At 70.5% G+C, this 19185-nt stretch carries 17 protein-coding genes; 5 read left to right on the top strand and 12 right to left on the bottom strand.

Annotated elements, in window-relative coordinates; translation table 11 throughout:
• Nucleotides 1-56 precede the first annotated feature (56 nt).
• From CSC65_RS12205 to CSC65_RS12195, 3 genes are read right to left on the bottom strand one after another with little or no spacing between them, the layout of a single operon-like run.
• Nucleotides 57-3944, bottom strand: a complete 3888-nt coding sequence (locus CSC65_RS12205; protein WP_162410851.1) for a YhdP family protein — start codon at nt 3942-3944, stop codon at nt 57-59.
• A 24-nt stretch (nt 3945-3968) separates the two neighbouring features.
• Nucleotides 3969-5459: a ribonuclease G gene (gene rng, locus CSC65_RS12200; protein WP_162410850.1), complete on the bottom strand. Its 1491-nt coding sequence runs from the start codon at nt 5457-5459 to the stop codon at nt 3969-3971.
• A gap of 8 nt (nt 5460-5467) precedes the next feature.
• Complete coding sequence (locus tag CSC65_RS12195) at nt 5468-6073, bottom strand: Maf family protein (RefSeq protein ID WP_162410849.1); 606 nt, start codon at nt 6071-6073, stop codon at nt 5468-5470.
• A 149-nt stretch (nt 6074-6222) separates the two neighbouring features.
• Between CSC65_RS12195 and CSC65_RS12190 the strand changes: the two genes are divergently transcribed.
• The gene (locus CSC65_RS12190; protein ID WP_162410848.1) at nt 6223-6942 is read left to right on the top strand and encodes an SIMPL domain-containing protein; all 720 of its coding nucleotides are present in this window, start codon (nt 6223-6225) and stop codon (nt 6940-6942) included.
• A gap of 246 nt (nt 6943-7188) precedes the next feature.
• Nucleotides 7189-7848 (top strand): energy transducer TonB, encoded by a 660-nt coding sequence (locus tag CSC65_RS12185; RefSeq protein ID WP_162410847.1) that lies wholly within the window; start codon nt 7189-7191, stop codon nt 7846-7848.
• A 64-nt stretch (nt 7849-7912) separates the two neighbouring features.
• Here CSC65_RS12185 and rlmH read toward each other — a convergent pair whose 3' ends face one another.
• On the bottom strand, nt 7913-8383 hold the full coding sequence (rlmH, locus tag CSC65_RS12180; RefSeq protein ID WP_162410846.1) for a 23S rRNA (pseudouridine(1915)-N(3))-methyltransferase RlmH: 471 nt from the start codon (nt 8381-8383) through the stop codon (nt 7913-7915).
• A 139-nt stretch (nt 8384-8522) separates the two neighbouring features.
• Between rlmH and CSC65_RS12175 the strand changes: the two genes are divergently transcribed.
• Nucleotides 8523-10292, top strand: a complete 1770-nt coding sequence (locus CSC65_RS12175; RefSeq protein WP_162410845.1) for a glycoside hydrolase family 43 protein — start codon at nt 8523-8525, stop codon at nt 10290-10292.
• Nucleotides 10293-10499: 207 nt separating this feature from the next.
• Here CSC65_RS12175 and rsfS read toward each other — a convergent pair whose 3' ends face one another.
• The 5 genes from rsfS to leuS form a co-directional block, all read right to left on the bottom strand.
• Nucleotides 10500-10895: a ribosome silencing factor gene (gene rsfS / locus CSC65_RS12170; protein ID WP_162410844.1), complete on the bottom strand. Its 396-nt coding sequence runs from the start codon at nt 10893-10895 to the stop codon at nt 10500-10502.
• Between the two features lie 67 nt (nt 10896-10962).
• Nucleotides 10963-11607: a nicotinate-nucleotide adenylyltransferase gene (gene nadD, locus CSC65_RS12165; RefSeq protein WP_162410869.1), complete on the bottom strand. Its 645-nt coding sequence runs from the start codon at nt 11605-11607 to the stop codon at nt 10963-10965.
• Between the two features lie 11 nt (nt 11608-11618).
• Nucleotides 11619-12677 (bottom strand): DNA polymerase III subunit delta, encoded by a 1059-nt coding sequence (gene holA / locus CSC65_RS12160; RefSeq protein WP_162410843.1) that lies wholly within the window; start codon nt 12675-12677, stop codon nt 11619-11621.
• Nucleotides 12677-13312 carry an LPS-assembly lipoprotein LptE gene (locus CSC65_RS12155; RefSeq protein WP_162410842.1) on the bottom strand — a complete coding sequence of 212 codons (636 nt, stop codon included), beginning with the start codon at nt 13310-13312 and terminating at the stop codon, nt 12677-12679. Before CSC65_RS12155 ends, holA begins: the two co-directional genes overlap by 1 nt.
• Nucleotides 13313-13567: 255 nt before the next feature.
• Complete coding sequence (leuS, locus tag CSC65_RS12150; RefSeq protein ID WP_162410841.1) at nt 13568-16219, bottom strand: leucine--tRNA ligase; 2652 nt, start codon at nt 16217-16219, stop codon at nt 13568-13570.
• A 158-nt stretch (nt 16220-16377) separates the two neighbouring features.
• Here leuS and CSC65_RS12145 point away from each other — a divergent pair, with 158 nt between their 5' ends.
• Together CSC65_RS12145 and CSC65_RS12140 are read left to right on the top strand one after the other, a co-directional pair.
• Complete coding sequence (locus CSC65_RS12145) at nt 16378-17697, top strand: metal-dependent hydrolase family protein (RefSeq protein WP_162410840.1); 1320 nt, start codon at nt 16378-16380, stop codon at nt 17695-17697.
• On the top strand, nt 17694-17945 hold the full coding sequence (locus CSC65_RS12140; RefSeq protein ID WP_162410839.1) for a SemiSWEET transporter: 252 nt from the start codon (nt 17694-17696) through the stop codon (nt 17943-17945). The genes CSC65_RS12145 and CSC65_RS12140 overlap by 4 nt, the downstream gene beginning before the upstream one ends.
• Here the strand turns inward: CSC65_RS12140 and CSC65_RS12135 are convergent.
• The 3 genes from CSC65_RS12135 to CSC65_RS12125 are packed head-to-tail and all read right to left on the bottom strand — an operon-like array spanning nt 17926 to nt 19183.
• Nucleotides 17926-18552, bottom strand: a complete 627-nt coding sequence (locus CSC65_RS12135; protein ID WP_162410838.1) for a DUF998 domain-containing protein — start codon at nt 18550-18552, stop codon at nt 17926-17928. The two genes, CSC65_RS12140 and CSC65_RS12135, sit on opposite strands and share 20 nt — an antisense overlap.
• The gene (locus CSC65_RS12130; RefSeq protein ID WP_162410837.1) at nt 18549-18764 is read right to left on the bottom strand and encodes a helix-turn-helix transcriptional regulator; all 216 of its coding nucleotides are present in this window, start codon (nt 18762-18764) and stop codon (nt 18549-18551) included. The genes CSC65_RS12135 and CSC65_RS12130 overlap by 4 nt, the downstream gene beginning before the upstream one ends.
• Entirely contained in the window at nt 18761-19183 is a 423-nt protein-coding gene (locus CSC65_RS12125; protein WP_162410836.1) for a hypothetical protein, read from the bottom strand. The genes CSC65_RS12130 and CSC65_RS12125 overlap by 4 nt, the downstream gene beginning before the upstream one ends.
• Nucleotides 19184-19185: the final 2 nt, after the last annotated feature.

Here is a 19185-nt window from a genome sequence, read left to right as displayed (position 1 = left end):
CACTGCGCAGCGAAGGTCACGGCAACAGACGGGCCCACTCCCCGCGTCCCACGCGCTCAGGGCATGCCGGCGTCGTGGCCAGCCGCGCTTGCGGCTTCGGTGCGCGACTGCTCGCGGCTGATGACTTCGACCTTGGGTTCCTTCCACGGTCCGCTGACGCGGTAGGTCTTGGCGCCCAGTTCGCCCAGCGGCCGCGACAGCACCGCATTGGCCGCCGCGCCCACTGCCGCGCCGACCGGTCCGCCGGCCACCGCGCCGACCACGGTGAGCAGGTTGCCGGACTTGGGCAGCACGTCGATGGTCTGGTCGAAACGCTGCGCACGCAGGTCGGTGTCGCCGCGGATGCGGATATCGGCGGCAGGACCGTCGATCAGCATGTCCTCGGTATGGGCCTGACCGTCGGCGAAACTGACGCTGCCTTCCAGCCGGTCGAAGGCGAAGCCCTTGGAAAAGAAATCGCGGAAGTCGAGCATCATCCGCCGCGGCAGCTGGGCCAGGCTGAACAGGCCGAGCACGCGGCCTGCACCCGGCTCCACTTCCAGCAGCTGGCCATCCCTGGCGGCGATCCGCAGGTTGCCCTGCAATCCGGCCAGGCTGAACCCCGCCGGCGTACCCGGCCAGCTGGCATCGAAGTGCACCTGGCCTTCGCCGCGCGCCAGCCAGTTGCGGTAACCCAGCCCGTCCATCAGCGCGCCCATGTCGCCACTGTCGACCTGCAACGCCAGGTGGGTGCGGGCCGCATCGCCGCGGCCCAGCCATTCGCCGGTGGCTTCGATCTTCTGTTCTCCGGCCTGCACCTGCAGCCGCTCCACGCTCAGCCCGGCCGGGACCGGACGCGTGCGCAGCGAAGCCTTGCCCAGGATGGCCTGGCGATAACGCAGGTCGTCCACGTCCAGCGCCAGCGGCGGGATCGCAGCCGGATCGAAACCCTCGTCCGTCGCCACCGGCCTGGTGGCCGCAGCGTCGGCGCTGCCGGTTTCGTCCACCGCGGCAATGGCGTCCACTTCGCCCGCGTTGGCGATGGCCGCGGCAACGGCCCTGGACGCCGCAGCCGCCGGCGGTTGCCAGTGCAGGCGCGCGAAGTGGCCCTGGACTGCGGCGCCGGCCGCATCGGGCACGGTCACGGTGCCGGCCAGGGCCGGTCCGTCCACGACCACTTCCAGCGCCTGCGCGCCCGGTCGCAACTTCAGTCGCGTGGATGGGAACACGCCCCCCAGCAATCGCAGTTCGTCGGCGAGCACGTCGATCTCGCGCAGCGGCGGGCCGCCACCGCTGTCGCCACGCGCCAGCCCGATCCATTCCAGCGCATCCAGCGATGAAGTACGCCCGCCCACCACCAGGCCCGAAGCCGGCGGTTCGCCGTCGACCGTCGAGCTTCCGAGTTTCACCCGCACGCCGGTCTGTCCATCACGCTGCCGCGCGCGCAAGGCCAGGCGCTCGCCGAAGGCCACGTCGATCGGGCCGCTGCCCAGCGGCAGGCCGAGCTGCACTTTCGTCTGCAGCGCCTCGTCGGCTGGCTTGGCCAGCGGCGCCGGCAGGTCCAGTTTCGTGCCGACCAGCGAGGAGTCCAGGCGCAAGCTGCCGACGCTGCCGCCGGTGGCCTGCCTGGGCAGAGCCACGGCCAGGTTCCAGGGCGAGCGCCCGCGGACGTGCGGCGCGAGCCAGCCCAGCTCCGGTGCGCGGGCGAACAGGTCGTCGGCATCCATCGGCACGGCCAGGCCGGCTTCGAACACGTTGCCCGCGTCGCGCACGTGGCGGCCGGAACGCAGCGACAGCAGGCCCTCCTCGCCCTGGTGGCGCACCGCCAGTTCCGCCGCCTCGAAGCCGCTGGCGTCGTAGCGGGCCGCGCCGCGCACCGCTTCGAAAGCCAGGTTCCAGCGTTTTTCAGCCAGTTTCGCCCCGTCCAGGACGACCTTGCCGTCGATCACCGCCGGGCCGTGTCCACGGCCCAACGGCAGGTCCATGGCGAATGTCGTGGCCGCCGGGCCGGATGCCGCAAGGTTGGCCAGGGTTTCGCGATTGTCCTTTTTCAGCGGGCTGTGGCGCAGCAGCTCGAGCAGCTGCGCGGCATCGCCCTTCGCTTCGGCGCGCACCTGCAGCGGCGCGTGGCTGAAGTCGGCGATGCCGGCCTGCACGCGCTGTACCGCCAGGCCGTTGATGCGGCCCTGTCCCTGCACGCTGAAGCCGTTGCCGACGAAGGCCACGCCCGCCTGCATCGCATCCAGTTCCGGCCATTGCTCCTGGAAACGGATGCGACCGTCATCGATCGTAGCGGTGGCCTCGAAGCGGCCGTTGTCGCGCACGAACGGCCAGTCGTCCAGGTCGCCGGCGACCAGGCCGCGGCCGCCGCTGACGATGCCGTCCTGCAGCGCCATGTCCAGCCAGTCCACCGCCGCCTTGGACATCTTGTGGTGTATCCAGAACTTCCGCGCCACCGACACCGGCGCGTCCTCGATCTCCGCGGCGATACCGATCCAGGGCCGCGTGCCGTCGCCCTGGAACCACAGTCCGCCGCGCACCTGCGCGCCGTAGTCACCACCGTCCAGGTGCAGCGCCGGCGTGGCCACTTCCCAGCCGTCGCCTTCGCGCCAGGCCAGCAGCCGCCCGTCCAGCTGCAGCTCGTGGACCACGCCGAAACCGCTGGGCCAGTCGAAGCGCAGCGCACTGCGCGGATCCAGCGCCAGCTCCCAGCCCTGTCCGTCGCCGTCGAAGCGACCGGCCAGTCCATCGATGCCCGGCGAATCGCCGACCGCGGCGAACGCAAGCCGCTCGATCCGGCCCTGCGCCTGCAACGGCCCGCCACGCACGCCCGCAACTTGCAGCGCCGACAGTTGCGCCTGCGGCGCGGCCCGGACGAGCCATGCGCGCAGCGAAGGCGACAGGCCGTCGCCCAGTGCCGCGATCGCCAGCAACGGGGTCGCATCGACCTGCTCGGCCAGCAGCGCGAAGCGCTTGCCGCCAGCAAGGACCAGGCCATCCAGCGTCTGCGCGCCACGGTGGTCGACCACGCGCAGCGAAGGTGCATCCAGCCGCCAGCCATCGGCGGTGACACGCCAGCGCGCGCGGCCGCGCACTTCATCCAGGCGCACCTGCGGCAGTTGTCCGTCCGCCAGCGGCGCGCCGGAAAACAGCACATGGCGCAACTGGAACCGGGTGGTCGCCAGGACCACGCGGTGGCCGCGCATCTCGGCCCATGCTTCCACGCGGCCGCGGCCGTCGGCAGGGGCGATCCCGCCGTGGTGCAGCAGCGGCGCCCATGCACCCAGCGCCTCGGTATCCAGGTCGAAGTAGGTGCGGCCACTGCCGTTGTCGCGATCGAACTCGAACGCCAGCGCTGCCGGCGCCGCGTCGGGCCGGATCCAGGCGAGCGCGCCGGCGCTGACATGCCGGCCATCCACGCGCACGCGCAGGTCGATCTTCGGGATCCGCGTGCGCAGGCCCAGCTGCGGCGCGCGGACCTCGAGCTGCCCGCCGATCACCTGCAGCTCGCCCAGTCCTTCCAGGTAGTCCAGCGGATCGGCGGTGCCGGTCATCGGCAGGCCGAGCACCGACCAGCGGCCATCGTCGGCGCGTTCAAGCGTGAGCGAGGGTCCGCGCAGGCGCAGTTCGGTGAACGAGCGTCCGGGCAGCAGGCCGGCGTACATCGACAGCAAAACTTCGGCCTGGCCGATGCCCACGCCGCCGCCGGGCTCGCCGATATGCAGCCCTTCCAGCTGCAGCAACGGGCCGCGCCGCGTCCACCGCGTCTGCACCCGCTCGAAGCTGACCGGCCGCCCGGCCTTCTCGCTCAGCCACGCGGCGATCCGGTCGGGATGGCGCTCGGCCAGCGGCAGCAGCTGGCTGGCCGCGCCCAGCACCAGCGCCATCAGCACCAGCACGATCGCCAGCAGATAGACGACCCAGCGGCGGGCCAGGCGCAGGCGGCGGCGGACGGGAGTAGGCATCAGCGCACCGCGTGGAGCTTGCGGTCAGAGCAGGACCACATCGAACTGCTCCTGCAGGTACTGCTCGTCCGCCTGGAAGCGGATGCTCTTGCCGAGGAACTCTTCCAGTTCGGCGACCGCGGTCGACTCTTCCTCGGTGATCCGCGCGACCACCTTGGGCGAGGCGATCACAAGCAGGCGCGCGGCGTCGAACTGGCGCACCGCGCGGGTGATCTCGCGGAAGACTTCGTAGGTCACCGTCTCGGCGGTCTTCACCGAACCCCGGCCGGCGCACTGCGGGCAGGTTTCCGACAGCTGCCGCTCGAGGCTTTCGACCGTGCGCTTGCGCGTCATCTCGACCAGTCCCAGCGGCGAGAAGTCGTACACCGTGGTCTTGGCATGGTCGCGCGCCAGCGACTTCTCCAGCGTGCGCAACACCTGGCGGCGGTGCTCCGGATCGCTCATGTCGATGAAGTCGATGATGATGATCCCGCCCAGGTTGCGCAGGCGCAGCTGCCGCGCCACCGCCTGCGCCGCTTCGAGGTTGGTGCGGTACACCGTCTCCTCGAGGTTGCGCTGGCCCAGGAACGAGCCGGTGTTCACGTCGATGGTGGTCATCGCCTCGGTCTGGTCGATGACCAGGTAGCCGCCGGACTTCAGCGGCACCTGCTTGTCCAGCGCGCGGGCGATCTCGTCCTCGACGCCGTACAGGTCGAAGATCGGGCGGTCGCCGGAATACAGTTCGATCTTCTCGGCCAGCACCGGCATGTACTTGGCGACGAACGCCTGCAGCCGGTCGTAGGTATCGCGCGAATCCACCCGCACCTTCTCCACGTCGCGGCGGATCAGGTCGCGCACCGCGCGCAAGGGCAGGCTCAGGTCTTCGTAGATGATCGTGCCGGCGCCGGCCTCGCGGCCGCGTCGCTCGACCACGTTCCAGACCCGCGCCAGGTAGGCGATGTCCTCGGCCAGCGCCTCGGCAGGCTGGCCCTCGGCATTGGTGCGGATGATGTAGCCGTGTCCGCCATGGCTGGCCGACAGCTCCGACACCAGGGTTTTCAGGCGCAGGCGTTCGCCCTCGTCCTCGATCCGCGCCGAGACCCCGACGGTGCGCGACTGCGGCAGCAGCACCAGGTAGCGCGAGGGAATGCTGATCTGCGTGGTCAGGCGCGCGCCCTTGGTGCCGATCGGGTCCTTGACCACCTGGACCACGATCTCCTGGCCGTCGCGCAACAGTTCGACGATCGAGGGCGTCGAGCCGGCCGGCTGCGCGGCGGCGTCGTCGCCCGGACCCGGGTCCACCGGCGCCGGCCGGACCACGTCGTTGGCGTGCAGGAACGCGGCGCGCTCCAGCCCGAGTTCGACGAACGCGGCCTGCATGCCCGGCATTACACGCTGCACGCGACCCTTGTAGATGTTGCCGACCACGCCGCGCCGCCAGCCGCGCTCGATGTGCAGCTCCTGCAGCATGCCGTTCTCGACCACGGCGACGCGGGTTTCGCGCGGGGTGACGTTGACCAGGATCTCTTCGGACATGCCCGCCCTCATCCGGCCACGGCGGCGCGCGCGCCGGCTTCTTCGGTCGGCGCATCGGCGCCGGGATCGAGCAGTCGCGCGGTCTCGTGCACCGGCAGGCCCATGACGCCGGAATAGCTGCCGGCGAGGTGTTCGACGAAGGCCTCCGCGCGCCCCTGGATCGCATACGCGCCGGCCTTGCCCATCGGCTCGCCGGTGGCGACGTAGGCGGAGATCTGCGCCCCGGTCAGCGCGGCGAAGCGCACCAGGGTCGTGGACAGCGCATCGCGTTCGCCGGCCCCGTCGATCACGGTCACCGCCGACAGGACGCTGTGCTGGCGCCCGGACAGGCGCCGCAGCATCGCCTCGGCATCGGCGGCATCGGCCGGCTTGCCGAAGACCTCTTCGTCCAGGACCACTTCGGTGTCGGCGCCCAGCACGCGCGCACCGGGCTCGGTGGCGACCAGGGACCAGCCGGCGCGGGCCTTGTCGCGGGCGACGCGGCGCACGTAGGCGGCCGCGCCCTCGCCCGGCGCCCGGACTTCCGGGACGTCGACATCGAGCAGGCGGTAGGTCAGGCCGAGCCGTTCAAGCAGTTCGGCCCGGCGGGGGGATTTCGAGGCCAGATACAGCATGGGCACAGGATAACCCGCGGCAGCTGGCTGAACCGTGGCCGGCGCCGCCGGACCGGCCTCGACCCCGACCGGGCTCACGGCGCGTTCATCCGTTCGAACCGACCCTGCCGCGCAACCCTGCGCACCGTCACACCCAAGGAGCCCCATCCATGCGCCACCCGTTCGCCACCCTGCTTGCCGTCCTCGCGCTGTCCGTACCCGTCGCCGCCGTCCAGGCCCAGTCCGTCGGGCCCGCCGTGCCGGCCGATGCGACCCTGCTGTCGGTGTCGGCCCAGGCCGAGGCCCGGCGTGCGCCGGACATCGCCACCGTCTCGGCCGGCGTGGTCACCCAGGCCGCCGACAGCAACACCGCGATGCGCCAGAACGCCGAGCAGATGAACAAGGTGCTGGCCGCGGTGAAGGCCGCCGGCGTCGCCGCGCGCGACGTGCAGACCAGCGGCATCAACCTCAATCCGCAGTACCACTTCGAAGACAACCAGCCGCCGCGGATCACCGGCTACCAGGCCAGCAACACGGTGAGCCTGAAGCTGCGCGACGTGGCCAAGATGGGCAAGGTGCTCGACGCGCTCGTCGCCAGCGGCGCCAACCAGATCAACGGCCCCAGCTTCGGCATCGACGATCCGGAACCGCTGTACGACCAGGCCCGCATCGAGGCGCTGGAACGTGCGCAGCGGCGCGCGGAGACCTACGCCAAGACCCTGGGCCTGCGCGTGCGCCGGATCGTCAGCATCAGCGAGGGCGGCGGCATGCAGGTGCCGATGCCGCGCATGGCGATGATGAAGGCCGAAGCCTTCGACAGCACCCCGGTGGCCGCCGGCGAAAGCAGCGTGTCGGTGCAGCTGGACGTGGTGTTCGAACTGGGCCGCTGAGCGCGATCGACACCTCGCCCGCGCTGCATGCGGAACCCGAAAGCCCGGCCTCGTGCCGGGCTTTCGTTTTCCCGGGGATCCGCGCGCCACCGGCCATCGGCCGTCCTGCGACTTTGGTCTGGATGCCCGCGACGCCGCTTGAAAGCCCGATCGCACCGGCGCAGTCTGGAACCGGCCATCGCGGCCAACCCCGGTCGCCCTGTCCGTGCGTTGTTCCTTCCGTCATTCCTGCAATGGAGGTGGATCATGGTTCGCACGCTGCCGTCCGATGTGTCCCCGCGCCTGGATGCCTCGCGCATCCTCGCCATCAGCTTCGCCATGGCGGTACACGCCCTGGCCCTGCTGGTCCTGTTGCTGCCGCTGACCCAGGCGCCACTGCCGGAACTTCGCAACGAGCCCGAGCCGCGCTGGACGGTGCAGCCGCCGACACCGGTCCCCCCCCTGCCTCCGCAGCCGGTGGTGCAGCAACCGCGGGTCATTCCGCCGCGCACGCCACCGGCGGTGTTCCAGCGCCAGCTGCCGGTGCAACAGCCGGCGATCGTCGACCAGGGCCTGCTGCAGGCCGATCCGGTGAGCGATACCGTTGGCCCTCCCGACGTCATCAACCCGCCCTATGACGGCCAGCCGCTGCAGGGCGCGCAACTGCGCTACGCGGTCGCCCCGCCACCGGCGTATCCGCGCGACGCGATCCGCAGCAATGCGCAGGGCACCGTGATGTTGCGCGTGCTGGTCGATGTCGACGGCAAGCCGCTGGAGGTGATCGTGGATCGCAGCAGTGGCCATCGCTCGCTCGACCGCGAGGCGGTGCGCCAGGTGCAGCAGCGGTGGCGCTTCGAGCCGGCGATGCGCGAAGGCCGCGCAGTGCAGGCCTGGGGCCTGGTCCCGATCGATTTCAGCCTGCAATGAGGCCATCGGCGGCGACGGCATCCGCCGTCGCCGCCCTCCAAGGGTTCAACGAGCACCGCGCCGCTCAGGCGCGGTGGTAGGGATGGTTGGCCAGCAGCGCCGCGGCGCGATACAGCTGCTCGGCCACCAGCAGCCGCACGAGCATGTGCGGCAGGGTCAGTGGACCTAGCGACCACGATTCGGACGCAGCGGCCAGGACCTCTGGCGCATGGCCTTCGGGCCCCCCGACCAGGAACGCCAGGTCGCGCCCCTGCTGGCGCCAGTGCTCCATGCGCTGGGCCAGCTGCTCCGACGACCACGCGCGCCCCGGCACGTCCAGCGCGATGACATGCGCGTTCTTCGGCAACGCCGCCAGCACGCGCTTGCCTTCGTCGTCGATCGCGCGCTGCGGATCGCGACCCTTGCCGCGCAGGCCCGGCTCCACTTCGACCAGTTCCAGCGGCAGCCAGTGCGAGAGCCGCTTGCGGTACTCGCCGAATCCCTCCGCCACCCAGGAAGGGGCGCGTTCGCCCGTTGCGATCAGTCGTGCCTTCATGGCGACCATGATAAGTGCCGACGCCTCGCTTGGCCGCGCCCGGGGTATTACCGCCGGTAAGCGCTGATATGCCCACGCAATCGCGTGCTACGGTCCGGGCCGGCCTCGTCGCCGCACCGCCACCCTGGGAGGGGAAAGCATGGGCCGCATCCGGTTCGCCAGCCTTGCCACGCTGCTCGTCCTCGCGTGGGGCCATGCGCCGCCATCGACCGCCGCTGCTGCAGGCGTGCAGGACGCACCGCTGGAGGCGTCGTTCGACTGGTTCGAATACGAAGGCGGCGACCCGGCGGATGCGAAGTACACGCCCGGGCAGGGCCAGTTCCGCAACCCCGTGCTCAAGGGCTTCTATCCGGACCCGAGCGTCGTCCGCGTCGGCGCGGACTACTACATGGTGAATTCCACCTTCGGCTGGTTCCCCGGCATTCCCGTCTTCCACAGCCGCGACCTGGTGAACTGGACCCAGATCGGCAACGCCATCGACCGCGTCGACCAGCTCGACTTCGGCAAGCACGACCTGGTCAACGGCGTGTTCGCACCGGCGATCGAACATCACGACGGCCTGTTCTACATCGCCAACACCTGTTTCCCGTCCTGCGGCGGCAACTTCGTGATCACCGCCCGCGACCCGGCGGGACCATGGTCGGACCCGGTGTGGTTGCCGGACCTGGCTGGCGGCATCGACCCGTCGCTGTTCTTCGACGACGATGGCCGCGCGTGGATCGTCAACAACGACCTGCCCGAGGGCGGCAAGGAACGCTATCCCGGCCACCGCGCGATCTGGCTGCAGGAGTTCGACGCGAAGGCCCTGCGTACCCTCGGCCCGCGCCGGGTACTGCTCGACGGCGGCGTGGTGCCGGCGGAGAAGCCCGAGTACGTCGAAGGCCCGCACCTCTTCAAGACCGACGGCTGGTACTACCTGACCGCCGCCGAGGGCGGCACCGGCGAGATGCACCAGCAGGTGGTCCTGCGCAGTCGCGAGGTGACCGGACCGTACGTGGCATGGAGCGAGAATCCGGTCCTGACCCAGCGCGACCTGCCGCGCGATCGTCCGTTGCCGATCACCTCCGCCGGCCACGCCGATTTCGTGCAGACCCAGGACGGAGACTGGTGGGCGGTGTTCCTGGGCAACCGCCCGTATCCGCCCCCAGGCAGCAGGGGCAGCGCGGGCAGCCACTACGTCAACACCGGCCGCGAGACGTTCCTGATGCCGGTGCACTGGGAGGACGGATGGCCGCGCATCACCGCAGCGGGGCAGCGGATTCCCTGGGTACTCGACGCACCGGCGCTGCCGGCAGGCCAGGCGCCGGTACCGACCAGCGGTGCCTTCGCCATCCGTGTCGGGTTCGAAGGCCGGCAACTGCCGCTGGACTGGATCACCGTGCGCAACCCGCGCGAGTCGTGGTACCGGCTCGATGGCGGCGCATTGCACCTGCAAGCGCGCGCGGTGGGCCTGGGCGAACGCGACAATCCTTCGTTCCTGGCGCGCCGGCAGCAGCACCAAGGGGCGCTCGCCTCGACCGCGGTCCGCTTCGTCCCGCAGCGCGACGGCGACACCGCCGGCCTGGCCGCGTTCCAGAACGAGGATTTCTGGTACCTGCTGGCGGTGACCCGCGAGAACGGCATGCCGATGGTGGTGCTGGACCGTCGCGACGGCCGCAGGAAAGACCAACCCAGGACAGGCACGCGCCTGGCCTCGGCGCCGCTGCCCGCTGCCGCGGTCGACCAGCCGTTGTACCTGCGCATCCGCGCGCGCGGGGCCGAGTACGACTTCGAATACGCCACGGTCGAAGGGCAATGGCAGTCGCTGGCACGCGACGCGGACGGCACCCTGCTCAGCACCAGCGTCGCCGGCGGTTTCACCGGCGCAGTGTTCGGCCTGTACGCCGCACGACAGGGGGCGACGCCGTAGGCGCGTGCCGGCGCCGCTCAGGCGGCAGGCACCGCTTCCCGGTGTAGAGGCGACAAAGCCACGGCAGATGCGACACCCCGCCCCGTCAACGGGCCAGCCGGCCCCTGATCAGAGGATGGAAGCGAGCACGCCGCAGCTGCCACGCTGCCAGAGCGGGCGACGGGCCAGGCGAGGATGCAGACGCCGAGGTCGATCGGCGGGCGACGCTCAGGCGTCGCGGTCTTCCGGATGGTCGCCGACCGTCCACAACCGCTCCAGTGCGTAGAACTCGCGCACACGCGGCAGCATCACGTGGACGATCACGTCGCCCAGGTCGACCAGGACCCATTCGGCCTCGCGCTCGCCCTCCACGCCCAGCGGCATCGCGCCGAGCTTCTTGGCGAAACGGATCACCTCGTCGGCGATCGACTTCACATGCCGGGTCGACGTACCCGAGACGATCACCAGGTGGTCGGCCACGCTGGTCCTGCCGCGCACGTCGATTTCAACGACATCCTTGGCCTTGATCTCCTCCACGGCGGCGCGGACGTTCGCCAGCAGGACTTCCACGGGCGGCGGCGGTTCGGGGAGGCGGGTCTTGATGACGTGGGCTTGGCTGCTCAAGGAGGACTCTGGTGAACGGGGGTCGGAATACGCGCCGATTATACCGGCGCCGCGGGCCGCCCCGTGTTCACGGGACCCGGTAAAGGCCGTGCGCATCGATCCAGGCGGCGACCGCCGGCGGCACCTGGGCGCGCCACGCCGGATCGCCGGCGACGATGCCCTCCCTGACCGCGGTGGCCGACTCGGCGCGCAGGGGCTGGTCCAGCGCATACAGGCACCCGGCCGGACGCGTGGCCAGCGCCGCCGGATCGGTGGTCCAGCGACCCGAGGCCTCCGCGGCAAGCGTGTCGGGCAGCTGCGCCAGGTCGCCGCCGCCGCTGCGACCGGCCACGATGAAGTGGGCCAGCCGCGGCAGTTCGCGCCAGTGCTTCCAGGTCGGCAGCGAACGGAAGCTGTCGGCACCGACCAGCAGTGACAGCGGTGCGGAATCGCCCAGCTCCGAGCGCAGTTCATGCAGGGTGTCGACCGTCCAGGACGGCCCGGGACGCGCCAGTTCGCGCCGGTCCACGCGCAGCCGGTGGTCGCCGGCCACGGCCAGGTCGAGCATGTGCGCGCGCTGGCGCGCGTCGGCGCCGGGTGCGGCGCGGTGGGGCGGGTCGGCGGCCGGCGCCAGGGTGACCGGGACGGTGAACGTGTCGGCGGCGGCGCGGGCAATGGCGAGGTGGCCGTCGTGCACGGGATCGAAGGTCCCGCCGTACCAGATCGCAAGCACGCCGGGCACGGTCAGCGGTTCGCGCCCGCGAGCGGGCCGGCGCCCTTCAGCAGGCCGATCGCCGGCGCCTCGGCGATGGCGAGCAGCAACCGCTCCAGCAACTGCCAGGGTTCGCCCGGGCCGCGCCCTTTCGCCGCGCGGTCCACGCGCGACGCATAGGCGGCGAAACGGTTCCAGCGCAGTGGCGTGGCGTGGCGCTGCAGGGCGCGCTTGAACGGCGCCTGCCGGGCTTCCCACAGGCCCTGCGATTTCATCTCGGCGGCCAGGTTGGCGCCGCGCGCCTGCGCGCGCGCCAGCGCGGCGGAGCGCAGCACTTCGCGGATCACCATCGGCATCAGCCCGGCGACCTGCTCGCCCTCGGCGCGCAGGCCGGCCAGCATGCGCCGCACGTGCGCGGCCTGGCCCGAGAGGGTCGCCTCGATCAGGCGGAACACATCGTAACGCGCGGCGTCGGCGACCAGCGACTGCATCGTCGCCAGGTCCAGCGTGCCTTCCGGTGCCAGCAGGGCGAGCTTGTCGATCTCCTGCGCTGCCGCCAGCAGGTTGCCTTCCACGCGCTCGGCCAGGCCCTGCACCGCGTCGGGCGCCGCGCGCAGTCCGCGCTCGCGCAGGCGCCGATCGATCCATCCGGGCAGTTCATGCGGCTTGAGCGCCCAGGCGATCGAGACCACGCCGCGACGCGAAATCGCGTCCACCCACTTGCCGTGGTGCGCCTTGCTCCAGTCGCCGGCCACGATCATCAGGGTGACATCGCCGGGCGGGTTCTCGCAGAACCCGCTGATCACTTCGGCGCCGGTCTTGCCCGGCTTTCCGCCGGGCAGGCGCAGTTCGATCAGGCGCCGGCTGCTGAACAGGCTGGGCGCGTTGAAGCTGGCCGCAAGGCCGTCCCAGTCCGGATCGCGCCCGTCGCCGTCGAACACCTCGCGCTCGGCGCCTTCGACCCGCGCCCGCGCGCGCACCGCATCGGCGGCTTCCAGCACGTGCAGGACTTCCGGACCGGCGACGAGATAGGCCGCCTGCAACGGCTGGTTGCCGGCCTGCGCGGCCAGCTGGTCGGGCCGCAGCTCCATCAGGGCGTCGGCGTCGGAGTGGCGGGCGGCGGGTCGATGGCCGGCACCGCCTCGGGTCCGGTCTCCGGGGATGCGGGAGTGGCCGCCTCCCGCGCCAGGTTGGCACGCACCACGCTGTCGATGCGGCGCAGGATCGAGGCCGCCATCTCGCGGCGCAGCTCGTCGGCGAGGATCTCGCGTTCGGTACTGGTGCCGGTGGCGTCTTCAGGCGGCGACACGTAATCGCGCGACAGTTCCACCACCTGCTGCGGCACCAGTTCGCGGCCATCGGCGAGGCGGAAGGTGAAGATCGTCGCGTAGCGCAGGCTGAATTCCTGTGCACGGCCCTGTTCGTCGATGGCGATGGGCAGGTCGCCCCAGCGCTCGGACAGGATGTCCAGCCGCGCCACCTTGGGCGCCTCGGGCCGCGCGCCAACGGCGGCGGCCGTGCCTGTCGACTTCGGTTCGCGCGGGGCGACGCGCGCGCCCGCATTGCGCAGGTTGCGCTCCAGCACGGTGACCAGCTCGCTGTACGGCGCGGTCGAGACCACCTGTACCGGCGGCGTGTCTTCGGGCAACGCCAGCTTGTCGCGCAGATGGAAGCCGCAGCCGGCCAGGGCCAGTGCAAGAAGGAGGGGCAGCGCGTTTCGGATCATGGCGGAGAGTCTGGACGAGCAGGCCCGGAGCGGCAACAGGCCACAGCCTGCCCGACACCGCGTGAACGTGGCTTGAGAACACGGCCACCTGCCAACGCTGCTGCCCCGCTGGCGGCAGCGTCTGGACCCTCGAACCTCGAACGAAGCGTGTCAGCCCCCGGGTCGGGGGCGATCCGTGCGAAGCACGGATGGGGGATGGGGAGTAGACAGCCTGGACGTTCCGTCAGGAACGTCCAGGCGTCAACATCGTCGCCGCTACGCGGCGACGATATTGACGATCTTGCCCGGCACCACGATCACCTTGCGCACAGTCAGGCCTTCCAGGAACTTGGCCGTGTTCGGTTCGGCCCGGGCCAGGGACTCCACCTGCTCGCGCGAGGCATCCGCGGCGACCTCGATCGTGCCGCGCAACTTGCCGTTGACCTGCACCGCCAGCGTCACCGCGTCGCGGACCAGCGCGGCCGGATCGGCCTGCGGGAACGGCACGTCCTCCAGCAACGTCTCGGCGTGGCCCAGCAGCTGCCACAGCGCATGGCTGGAGTGCGGGGTGATCGGATTGAGCAGCAGCACCGCCGCCTGCAGCGCTTCCTGGCGCACCGCGCGGCCGGCATCGCTGGCGTCGTCGAATTTCGCCACCGCGTTCATCAGCTCCATCACCGCGGCGATGGCGGTGTTGAAGCTGTGCCGGCGACCATAGTCGTGCCCGACCTTGTCGATGGTCTCGTGGGTCTTGCGGCGCAGCGCCTTCTGCGCGGCATCCAGCACCGAAACGTCCAGCACCGGCGCCGGGCCTTCGCCCGCGTGCTTCTGCGCCTGCGTCCACAGCCGGCGCAGGAATCGGGCCATGCCGTCCACGCCGGCCTCGTTCCATTCCAGCGACTGCTCGGGGGGCGCGGCGAACATCGAGAACAGGCGCACCGTGTCGGCGCCGTACTTGCCGACCATCGCCTGCGGGTCCACGCCGTTGTTCTTGGACTTGGACATCTTCTCGGTGCCGCCGACCAGCACCGGCTGGCCGTCGGCGCGCAGCGTCGCGCCGATGATGCGCGCCTTGTCGTCGCGCTTGATGTCGACGTCGGCCGGATTGATCCAGTCCTTGGATCCATCCGCGTTCTGGCGATAGTAGGTATCGGCGATGACCATGCCCTGGGTGAGCAGGTTGGTCGCCGGTTCGTCGCTGTCCACCATGCGCGCGTCGCGCAGGAGCTTGTGGTAGAAGCGGAAATACATCAGGTGCAGGATCGCGTGTTCGATGCCGCCGATGTACTGGTCCACCGGCAACCAGTAGTTGCCGCGCTTGTCGACCATGTCGCGGGCCTTGGGCGAGGTGTAGCGCGCGTAGTACCAGCTCGACTCCATGAAGGTGTCGAAGGTGTCGGTCTCGCGTTCGGCATCGCGACCGCAATCCGGGCACTTGCACTTGCGCCATTCCGGATCGGTCTTGATCGGGGAGCCCGTCCCGCTGAACTGCACGTTCTCGGGCAGCACCACCGGCAACTGGTCTTCGGGCACCGGCACCGCGCCGCAGCGATCGCAGTAGATCACCGGAATCGGACAACCCCAGTAACGCTGGCGGCTGACGCCCCAGTCACGCAGGCGGTAGTTCACGCGGCGCTGGCCACGGCTCTGGCGCTCGAAACGCTCCGCCAGGGCCTCGAACGCGCCCCAGTAATCGAGGCCGTCGAATTCGCCGGAGTTGACCAGCTCCAGGTCGGCGCGGCCCTTGTCGCCGTACCAGTCGCGCCAGGTCGTCGAATCCCAGGACTTCTCGTCCTCGTTCTTCGGTTCCTTGAGTGCGATCACCTGCACGATCGGCAGGGCGTACTTGTTGGCGAACTCGAAGTCCCGCTGGTCGTGGCCGGGCACGGCCATCACCGCGCCGGTGCCGTAACCCATCAGCACGAAGTTGGCCACCCAGATCGCGACTTTCTCGCCGGTGACCGGATGCACGGCCGTCAGGCCGGTGTCCATGCCGCGCTTCTCCTGCGTTTCCAGCTCGGCTTCGGAGACGCCGCCGTGCTTGAGATCCTCCAGGAATGCCGCCAGCGCCGGATTGGTCGCCGCGGCCTTGAGCGCCAGCGGATGTTCGCCGGCGATCGACACGAAGGTCACGCCCATCAGCGTGTCCGGGCGCGTGGTGAACACGCGGATCGGTTCCAGCGCGGCACCGGCCGCATCGGCCACGTCGAACTGGATCTCCAGGCCCTCGGAACGGCCGATCCAGTTGCGCTGCATAGTCTTGACCGATTCGGGCCAGCCCGGCAGGTCGTCCAGCCCGTCCAGCAGCTCCTGGGCGTAGTCGGTGATGCGCAGGAACCACTGCGGGATCTCGCGCTTCTCCACCAGCGCGCCGGAGCGCCAGCCGCGGCCGTCGATCACCTGCTCGTTGGCCAGCACGGTCTGGTCGACCGGGTCCCAGTTCACCACCGAGTTCTTGCGGTAGGCCAGGCCCTTGCGCATCAGCCGGGTGAACATGCGCTGCTCGTGGACGTAGTAGTCCGGCGTGCAGGTGGCGAACTCGCGCGACCAGTCGATCGCGTAGCCCAGCGACTTGAGCTGGGTGCGCATGTGCTCGATGTTCTTGTAGGTCCACTGCGCCGGCGGGACCTTGTTCTTGATCGCCGCGTTCTCGGCCGGCAGGCCGAACGCGTCCCAGCCCATCGGCTGCAGCACGTTGTGCCCGGTCATCCGCTTGTAGCGGCTGATCACGTCGCCGATGGTGTAGTTGCGCACGTGGCCCATGTGCAAGGCGCCGGACGGATACGGCAGCATCGACAGGCAGTAGTACTTGGGCTTGGCCGAAGCCTCGTCGACCTCGAAGGCGCGGGTGGCGTCCCAGAACTGCTGGGCGGCGGCCTCGACCGGATGGGGATCGTAGGCGGAGGCGTTTTCGGGGACAGCGGACATTGCGGGTCGCGGTGGCTTCGGCAAAGTCGCCAAGGGTACCGCAGCGCAGCATGGGTCTCCACTTGCCCGCCCCGCCCCATGCTGCGATCCGGGCGCCCGGATGGATGGGACCCGCTGCGGCTACCATCGGCCTTCACCTCTACCTGCCTGGAACCCGCATGCGCCCCGCCCTGCTGACGCTGGCCCTGCTCTGCCCGTCCGTCGCCCTCGCCGCACCGGTCGTCGATACCGCCCGGGACCTGCATTGCGGCCGTCTGTTCGACGCGCGCAGCGGCCAGCTGCTCGGCCCGCATACGGTCCGGGTCGGCGACGGCAGGATCCAGGCCGTCTCCGCCGGCATTCCAGCCACCTCGCCCGGCGGCGCCGTGGATCTGCGTGCCCACACCTGCATGCCTGGCTGGACCGACCTCCACGTGCACCTCGAAGACCAGTCCAGTCCGCAGAGCTATTCGGAGGGGTTCCGCCTGGATCCGGTCGACTACGCCTTCCGCAGCGTCGGCTATGCCGAAAAGACCCTGCTGGCCGGCTTCACCAGCGTGCGCGACCTGGGCGGCGACGTCGCCCCGCACCTGCGCGACGCGATCAACCAGGGCCGGGTGCGCGGTCCGCGGATCTTCGCCGCCGGTCGCTCGATCGCCACCACCGGTGGCCACGCCGACCCGACAAACGGCTTCAATTCCACGCTTTCGCACCTGCTCGGCCCCCCCGGCCCGACCGAGGGCGTCATCAACTCGATCGACGACGCGCGCCAGGCCGTGCGCCAGCGCTACAAGGAGGGCAGCGACGTCATCAAGATCACCGCGACCGGCGGCGTGCTGTCGTACGCCCGCTCCGGCGATGCGCCCCAGTTCACCGTCGACGAGGTCAAGGCCGTGGTCGATACCGCGCGCGACTACGGTTACCGCGTCGCCGCGCACGCGCATGGCACCGAAGGCATGAAGCGCGCGGTGCTGGCCGGGGTGACCAGCATCGAGCACGGTACCTACATGGACGACGAGGTGGTCCGGCTGATGAAGCAGCACGGCACCTGGTACGTACCGACGATTTCCGCGGGGCGTTTCGTCGCCGAAAAGGCGAAGATCGACGGGTATTTCCCCGAGGTCGTGCGACCGAAGGCGGCGCGGATCGGCGCGCAGATCCAGGACACCTTCGCCAAGGCGTACAAGGCGGGAATCAAGATCGGCTTCGGCACCGACATGGGCGTGGGCCCGCACGGCGAGAACGCGCGCGAATTCATCTACATGGTCGAGGCCGGCATGCCGGCCGCCGTCGCCCTGCAGAGCGCCACCATCCGCGCCGCCGAAGTGCTCGGCGTGGACGACCAGGGCGTGATCGAGGCAGGCAAGCGTGCGGACATCGTCGCCGTGCCGGGCGATCCGCTGGCCGACATCGGCGTGGTCATGGACGTGGCCTTCGTCATGAAGGATGGCACGGTCTATCGCCAGCCGACCGACGACGACGCCGCGGGCATGCCGTGAGCGGCGAATGGGTCGGTTTCGTCGCCGCGACGCTGACGACGCTCGCATTCGTGCCGCAGGCGTTGAAGACCCTGCGCACGCGCGACACGAAGGGCATTTCGCTGGGCATGTACCTGGTGTTCACCGTGGGCCTGTGCTTCTGGCTGGCCTACGGGATCGTGCTCCATTCCTGGCCGATGATCGTGTCCAACATCATCACCCTGGTTCTGGCCCTGCTGATCCTGGGTCTCAAGCTGCGCCACGGCTGACGCCGCCCTGCGGCGTCGGCATGGCGGCGAACACGCCCCAGGCCAGCCAGACAGCGAAGGCGACGCGCTGGCTCATCGCCGAGCCCGCCCAGCCGCTTCCCAGGAAACCACCGGCAACCACCAGCAGCGCGGCCACTGCAGTGATGCAGGCGAAGCGGCGCCAGCCCGGCGTGCGCCACAGCTCCATCACCAGAAGCGTCGCACCAGCGGGGAATGCGAGCGCCCACAACAGCCAGGCGGCAGCGTGGTAACGGCTGCTGCCGCCATCCAGGTCGTCCAGGTCCAGCGGCAACACGCCCTGCGCGGCGAACGCCAGGGCCGCCAGGACCAGCAGCTGCGCGCCGATCCGCGCGCTCCAGCCCGCCCCGGCGGGCAGGCGGTCGCGCACGCCCAGGGCGATCCAGCCGCCGATCAATCCGGGCAACACGAAAGCGAACAGGCCGAACAGCGGCGCCCCCTCCTGCAGCTGCCGCGCGCCGAGCAGCGCCAGCGGATGGCGCAAGTGCGAATAGCCCTCCACCGTCTGCCCGGCGACCACGGCCGCCAGCACGCAGCTGGCGATGGCCAGCAGTGCCGCGGGGACGCGCCATCGTTCGACTCCGTTCATTGCTCCCTCCAGTGGAAGACTTCCTCCAGGCCGACGCCGAACGCGCGGGCGATACGGAAGGCCAGTTCCAGCGAGGGAGCATAACGCCCGGCCTCCAGCGCGATGATGGTCTGGCGGGTCACGCCGCAGGCATCGGCCAGCGCCTGCTGGGTCATCTCGCCGCGCTCGAAGCGCCAGCGGCGGATCTCGTTGCCGACCGGCGTACCGGTCATGCGCGGTTGCGCCGGTAGTGCACCGACACCGCCCCATGTCCGGCGATGTTCGCAACGACAACACCGAGCAGCAGCATGCCGGATACCCGCAACGACGGGGCCAGCAGCATTTCGCGCAGGGACGGAACGGCCAGGGCGATCGCCAGTCCCACCATCCACGTGCTGGCAACCAGGCGGAACATGCCGTCGCCGCGCGCCAGCAGCGTGCGGTCGCGCTCGTCCTCCAGCGCATGCCGGCCGCGCTGCGCGTCGTACAGCGCCCGGCGGCGGAAGAAGTGCGACAAGGCCAGCACGATGACGCTGCCGATGAAAGCCACGACGTTGCCTTGTGCGACGACCGCAACAGCGATGAACAAACCCAGCCCCGCCATGCCGAGCACCGCGTTGCGCGCGAAGCGCTCTCCGAACGCGACCGGCATAT

The sequence above is a fragment of the Pseudoxanthomonas daejeonensis genome, from assembly GCF_010093205.1.
GTDB lineage: Bacteria > Pseudomonadota > Gammaproteobacteria > Xanthomonadales > Xanthomonadaceae > Pseudoxanthomonas > Pseudoxanthomonas daejeonensis.
The sequence above is the reverse complement of the archived record's forward strand: the minus strand, read 5'-3'. Positions and strand labels throughout refer to the sequence as shown.

What these genes read in the sequence shown, in the direction of transcription:
- CSC65_RS12205 (WP_162410851.1), bottom strand. Translation starts at nt 3,944, where the DNA reads ATGCCTACTCCCGTCCGCCGCCGCCTGCGCCTGGCCCGCCGCTGGGTC.
- rng (WP_162410850.1), bottom strand. Translation starts at nt 5,459, where the DNA reads ATGTCCGAAGAGATCCTGGTCAACGTCACCCCGCGCGAAACCCGCGTC.
- CSC65_RS12195 (WP_162410849.1), bottom strand. Translation starts at nt 6,073, where the DNA reads ATGCTGTATCTGGCCTCGAAATCCCCCCGCCGGGCCGAACTGCTTGAA.
- CSC65_RS12190 (WP_162410848.1), top strand. Translation starts at nt 6,223, where the DNA reads ATGCGCCACCCGTTCGCCACCCTGCTTGCCGTCCTCGCGCTGTCCGTA.
- CSC65_RS12185 (WP_162410847.1), top strand. Translation starts at nt 7,189, where the DNA reads ATGGTTCGCACGCTGCCGTCCGATGTGTCCCCGCGCCTGGATGCCTCG.
- rlmH (WP_162410846.1), bottom strand. Translation starts at nt 8,383, where the DNA reads ATGAAGGCACGACTGATCGCAACGGGCGAACGCGCCCCTTCCTGGGTG.
- CSC65_RS12175 (WP_162410845.1), top strand. Translation starts at nt 8,523, where the DNA reads ATGGGCCGCATCCGGTTCGCCAGCCTTGCCACGCTGCTCGTCCTCGCG.
- holA (WP_162410843.1), bottom strand. Translation starts at nt 12,677, where the DNA reads ATGGAGCTGCGGCCCGACCAGCTGGCCGCGCAGGCCGGCAACCAGCCG.
- CSC65_RS12155 (WP_162410842.1), bottom strand. Translation starts at nt 13,312, where the DNA reads ATGATCCGAAACGCGCTGCCCCTCCTTCTTGCACTGGCCCTGGCCGGC.
- leuS (WP_162410841.1), bottom strand. Translation starts at nt 16,219, where the DNA reads ATGTCCGCTGTCCCCGAAAACGCCTCCGCCTACGATCCCCATCCGGTC.
- CSC65_RS12145 (WP_162410840.1), top strand. Translation starts at nt 16,378, where the DNA reads ATGCGCCCCGCCCTGCTGACGCTGGCCCTGCTCTGCCCGTCCGTCGCC.
- CSC65_RS12135 (WP_162410838.1), bottom strand. Translation starts at nt 18,552, where the DNA reads ATGAACGGAGTCGAACGATGGCGCGTCCCCGCGGCACTGCTGGCCATC.
- CSC65_RS12130 (WP_162410837.1), bottom strand. Translation starts at nt 18,764, where the DNA reads ATGACCGGTACGCCGGTCGGCAACGAGATCCGCCGCTGGCGCTTCGAG.
- CSC65_RS12125 (WP_162410836.1), bottom strand. Translation starts at nt 19,183, where the DNA reads ATGCCGGTCGCGTTCGGAGAGCGCTTCGCGCGCAACGCGGTGCTCGGC.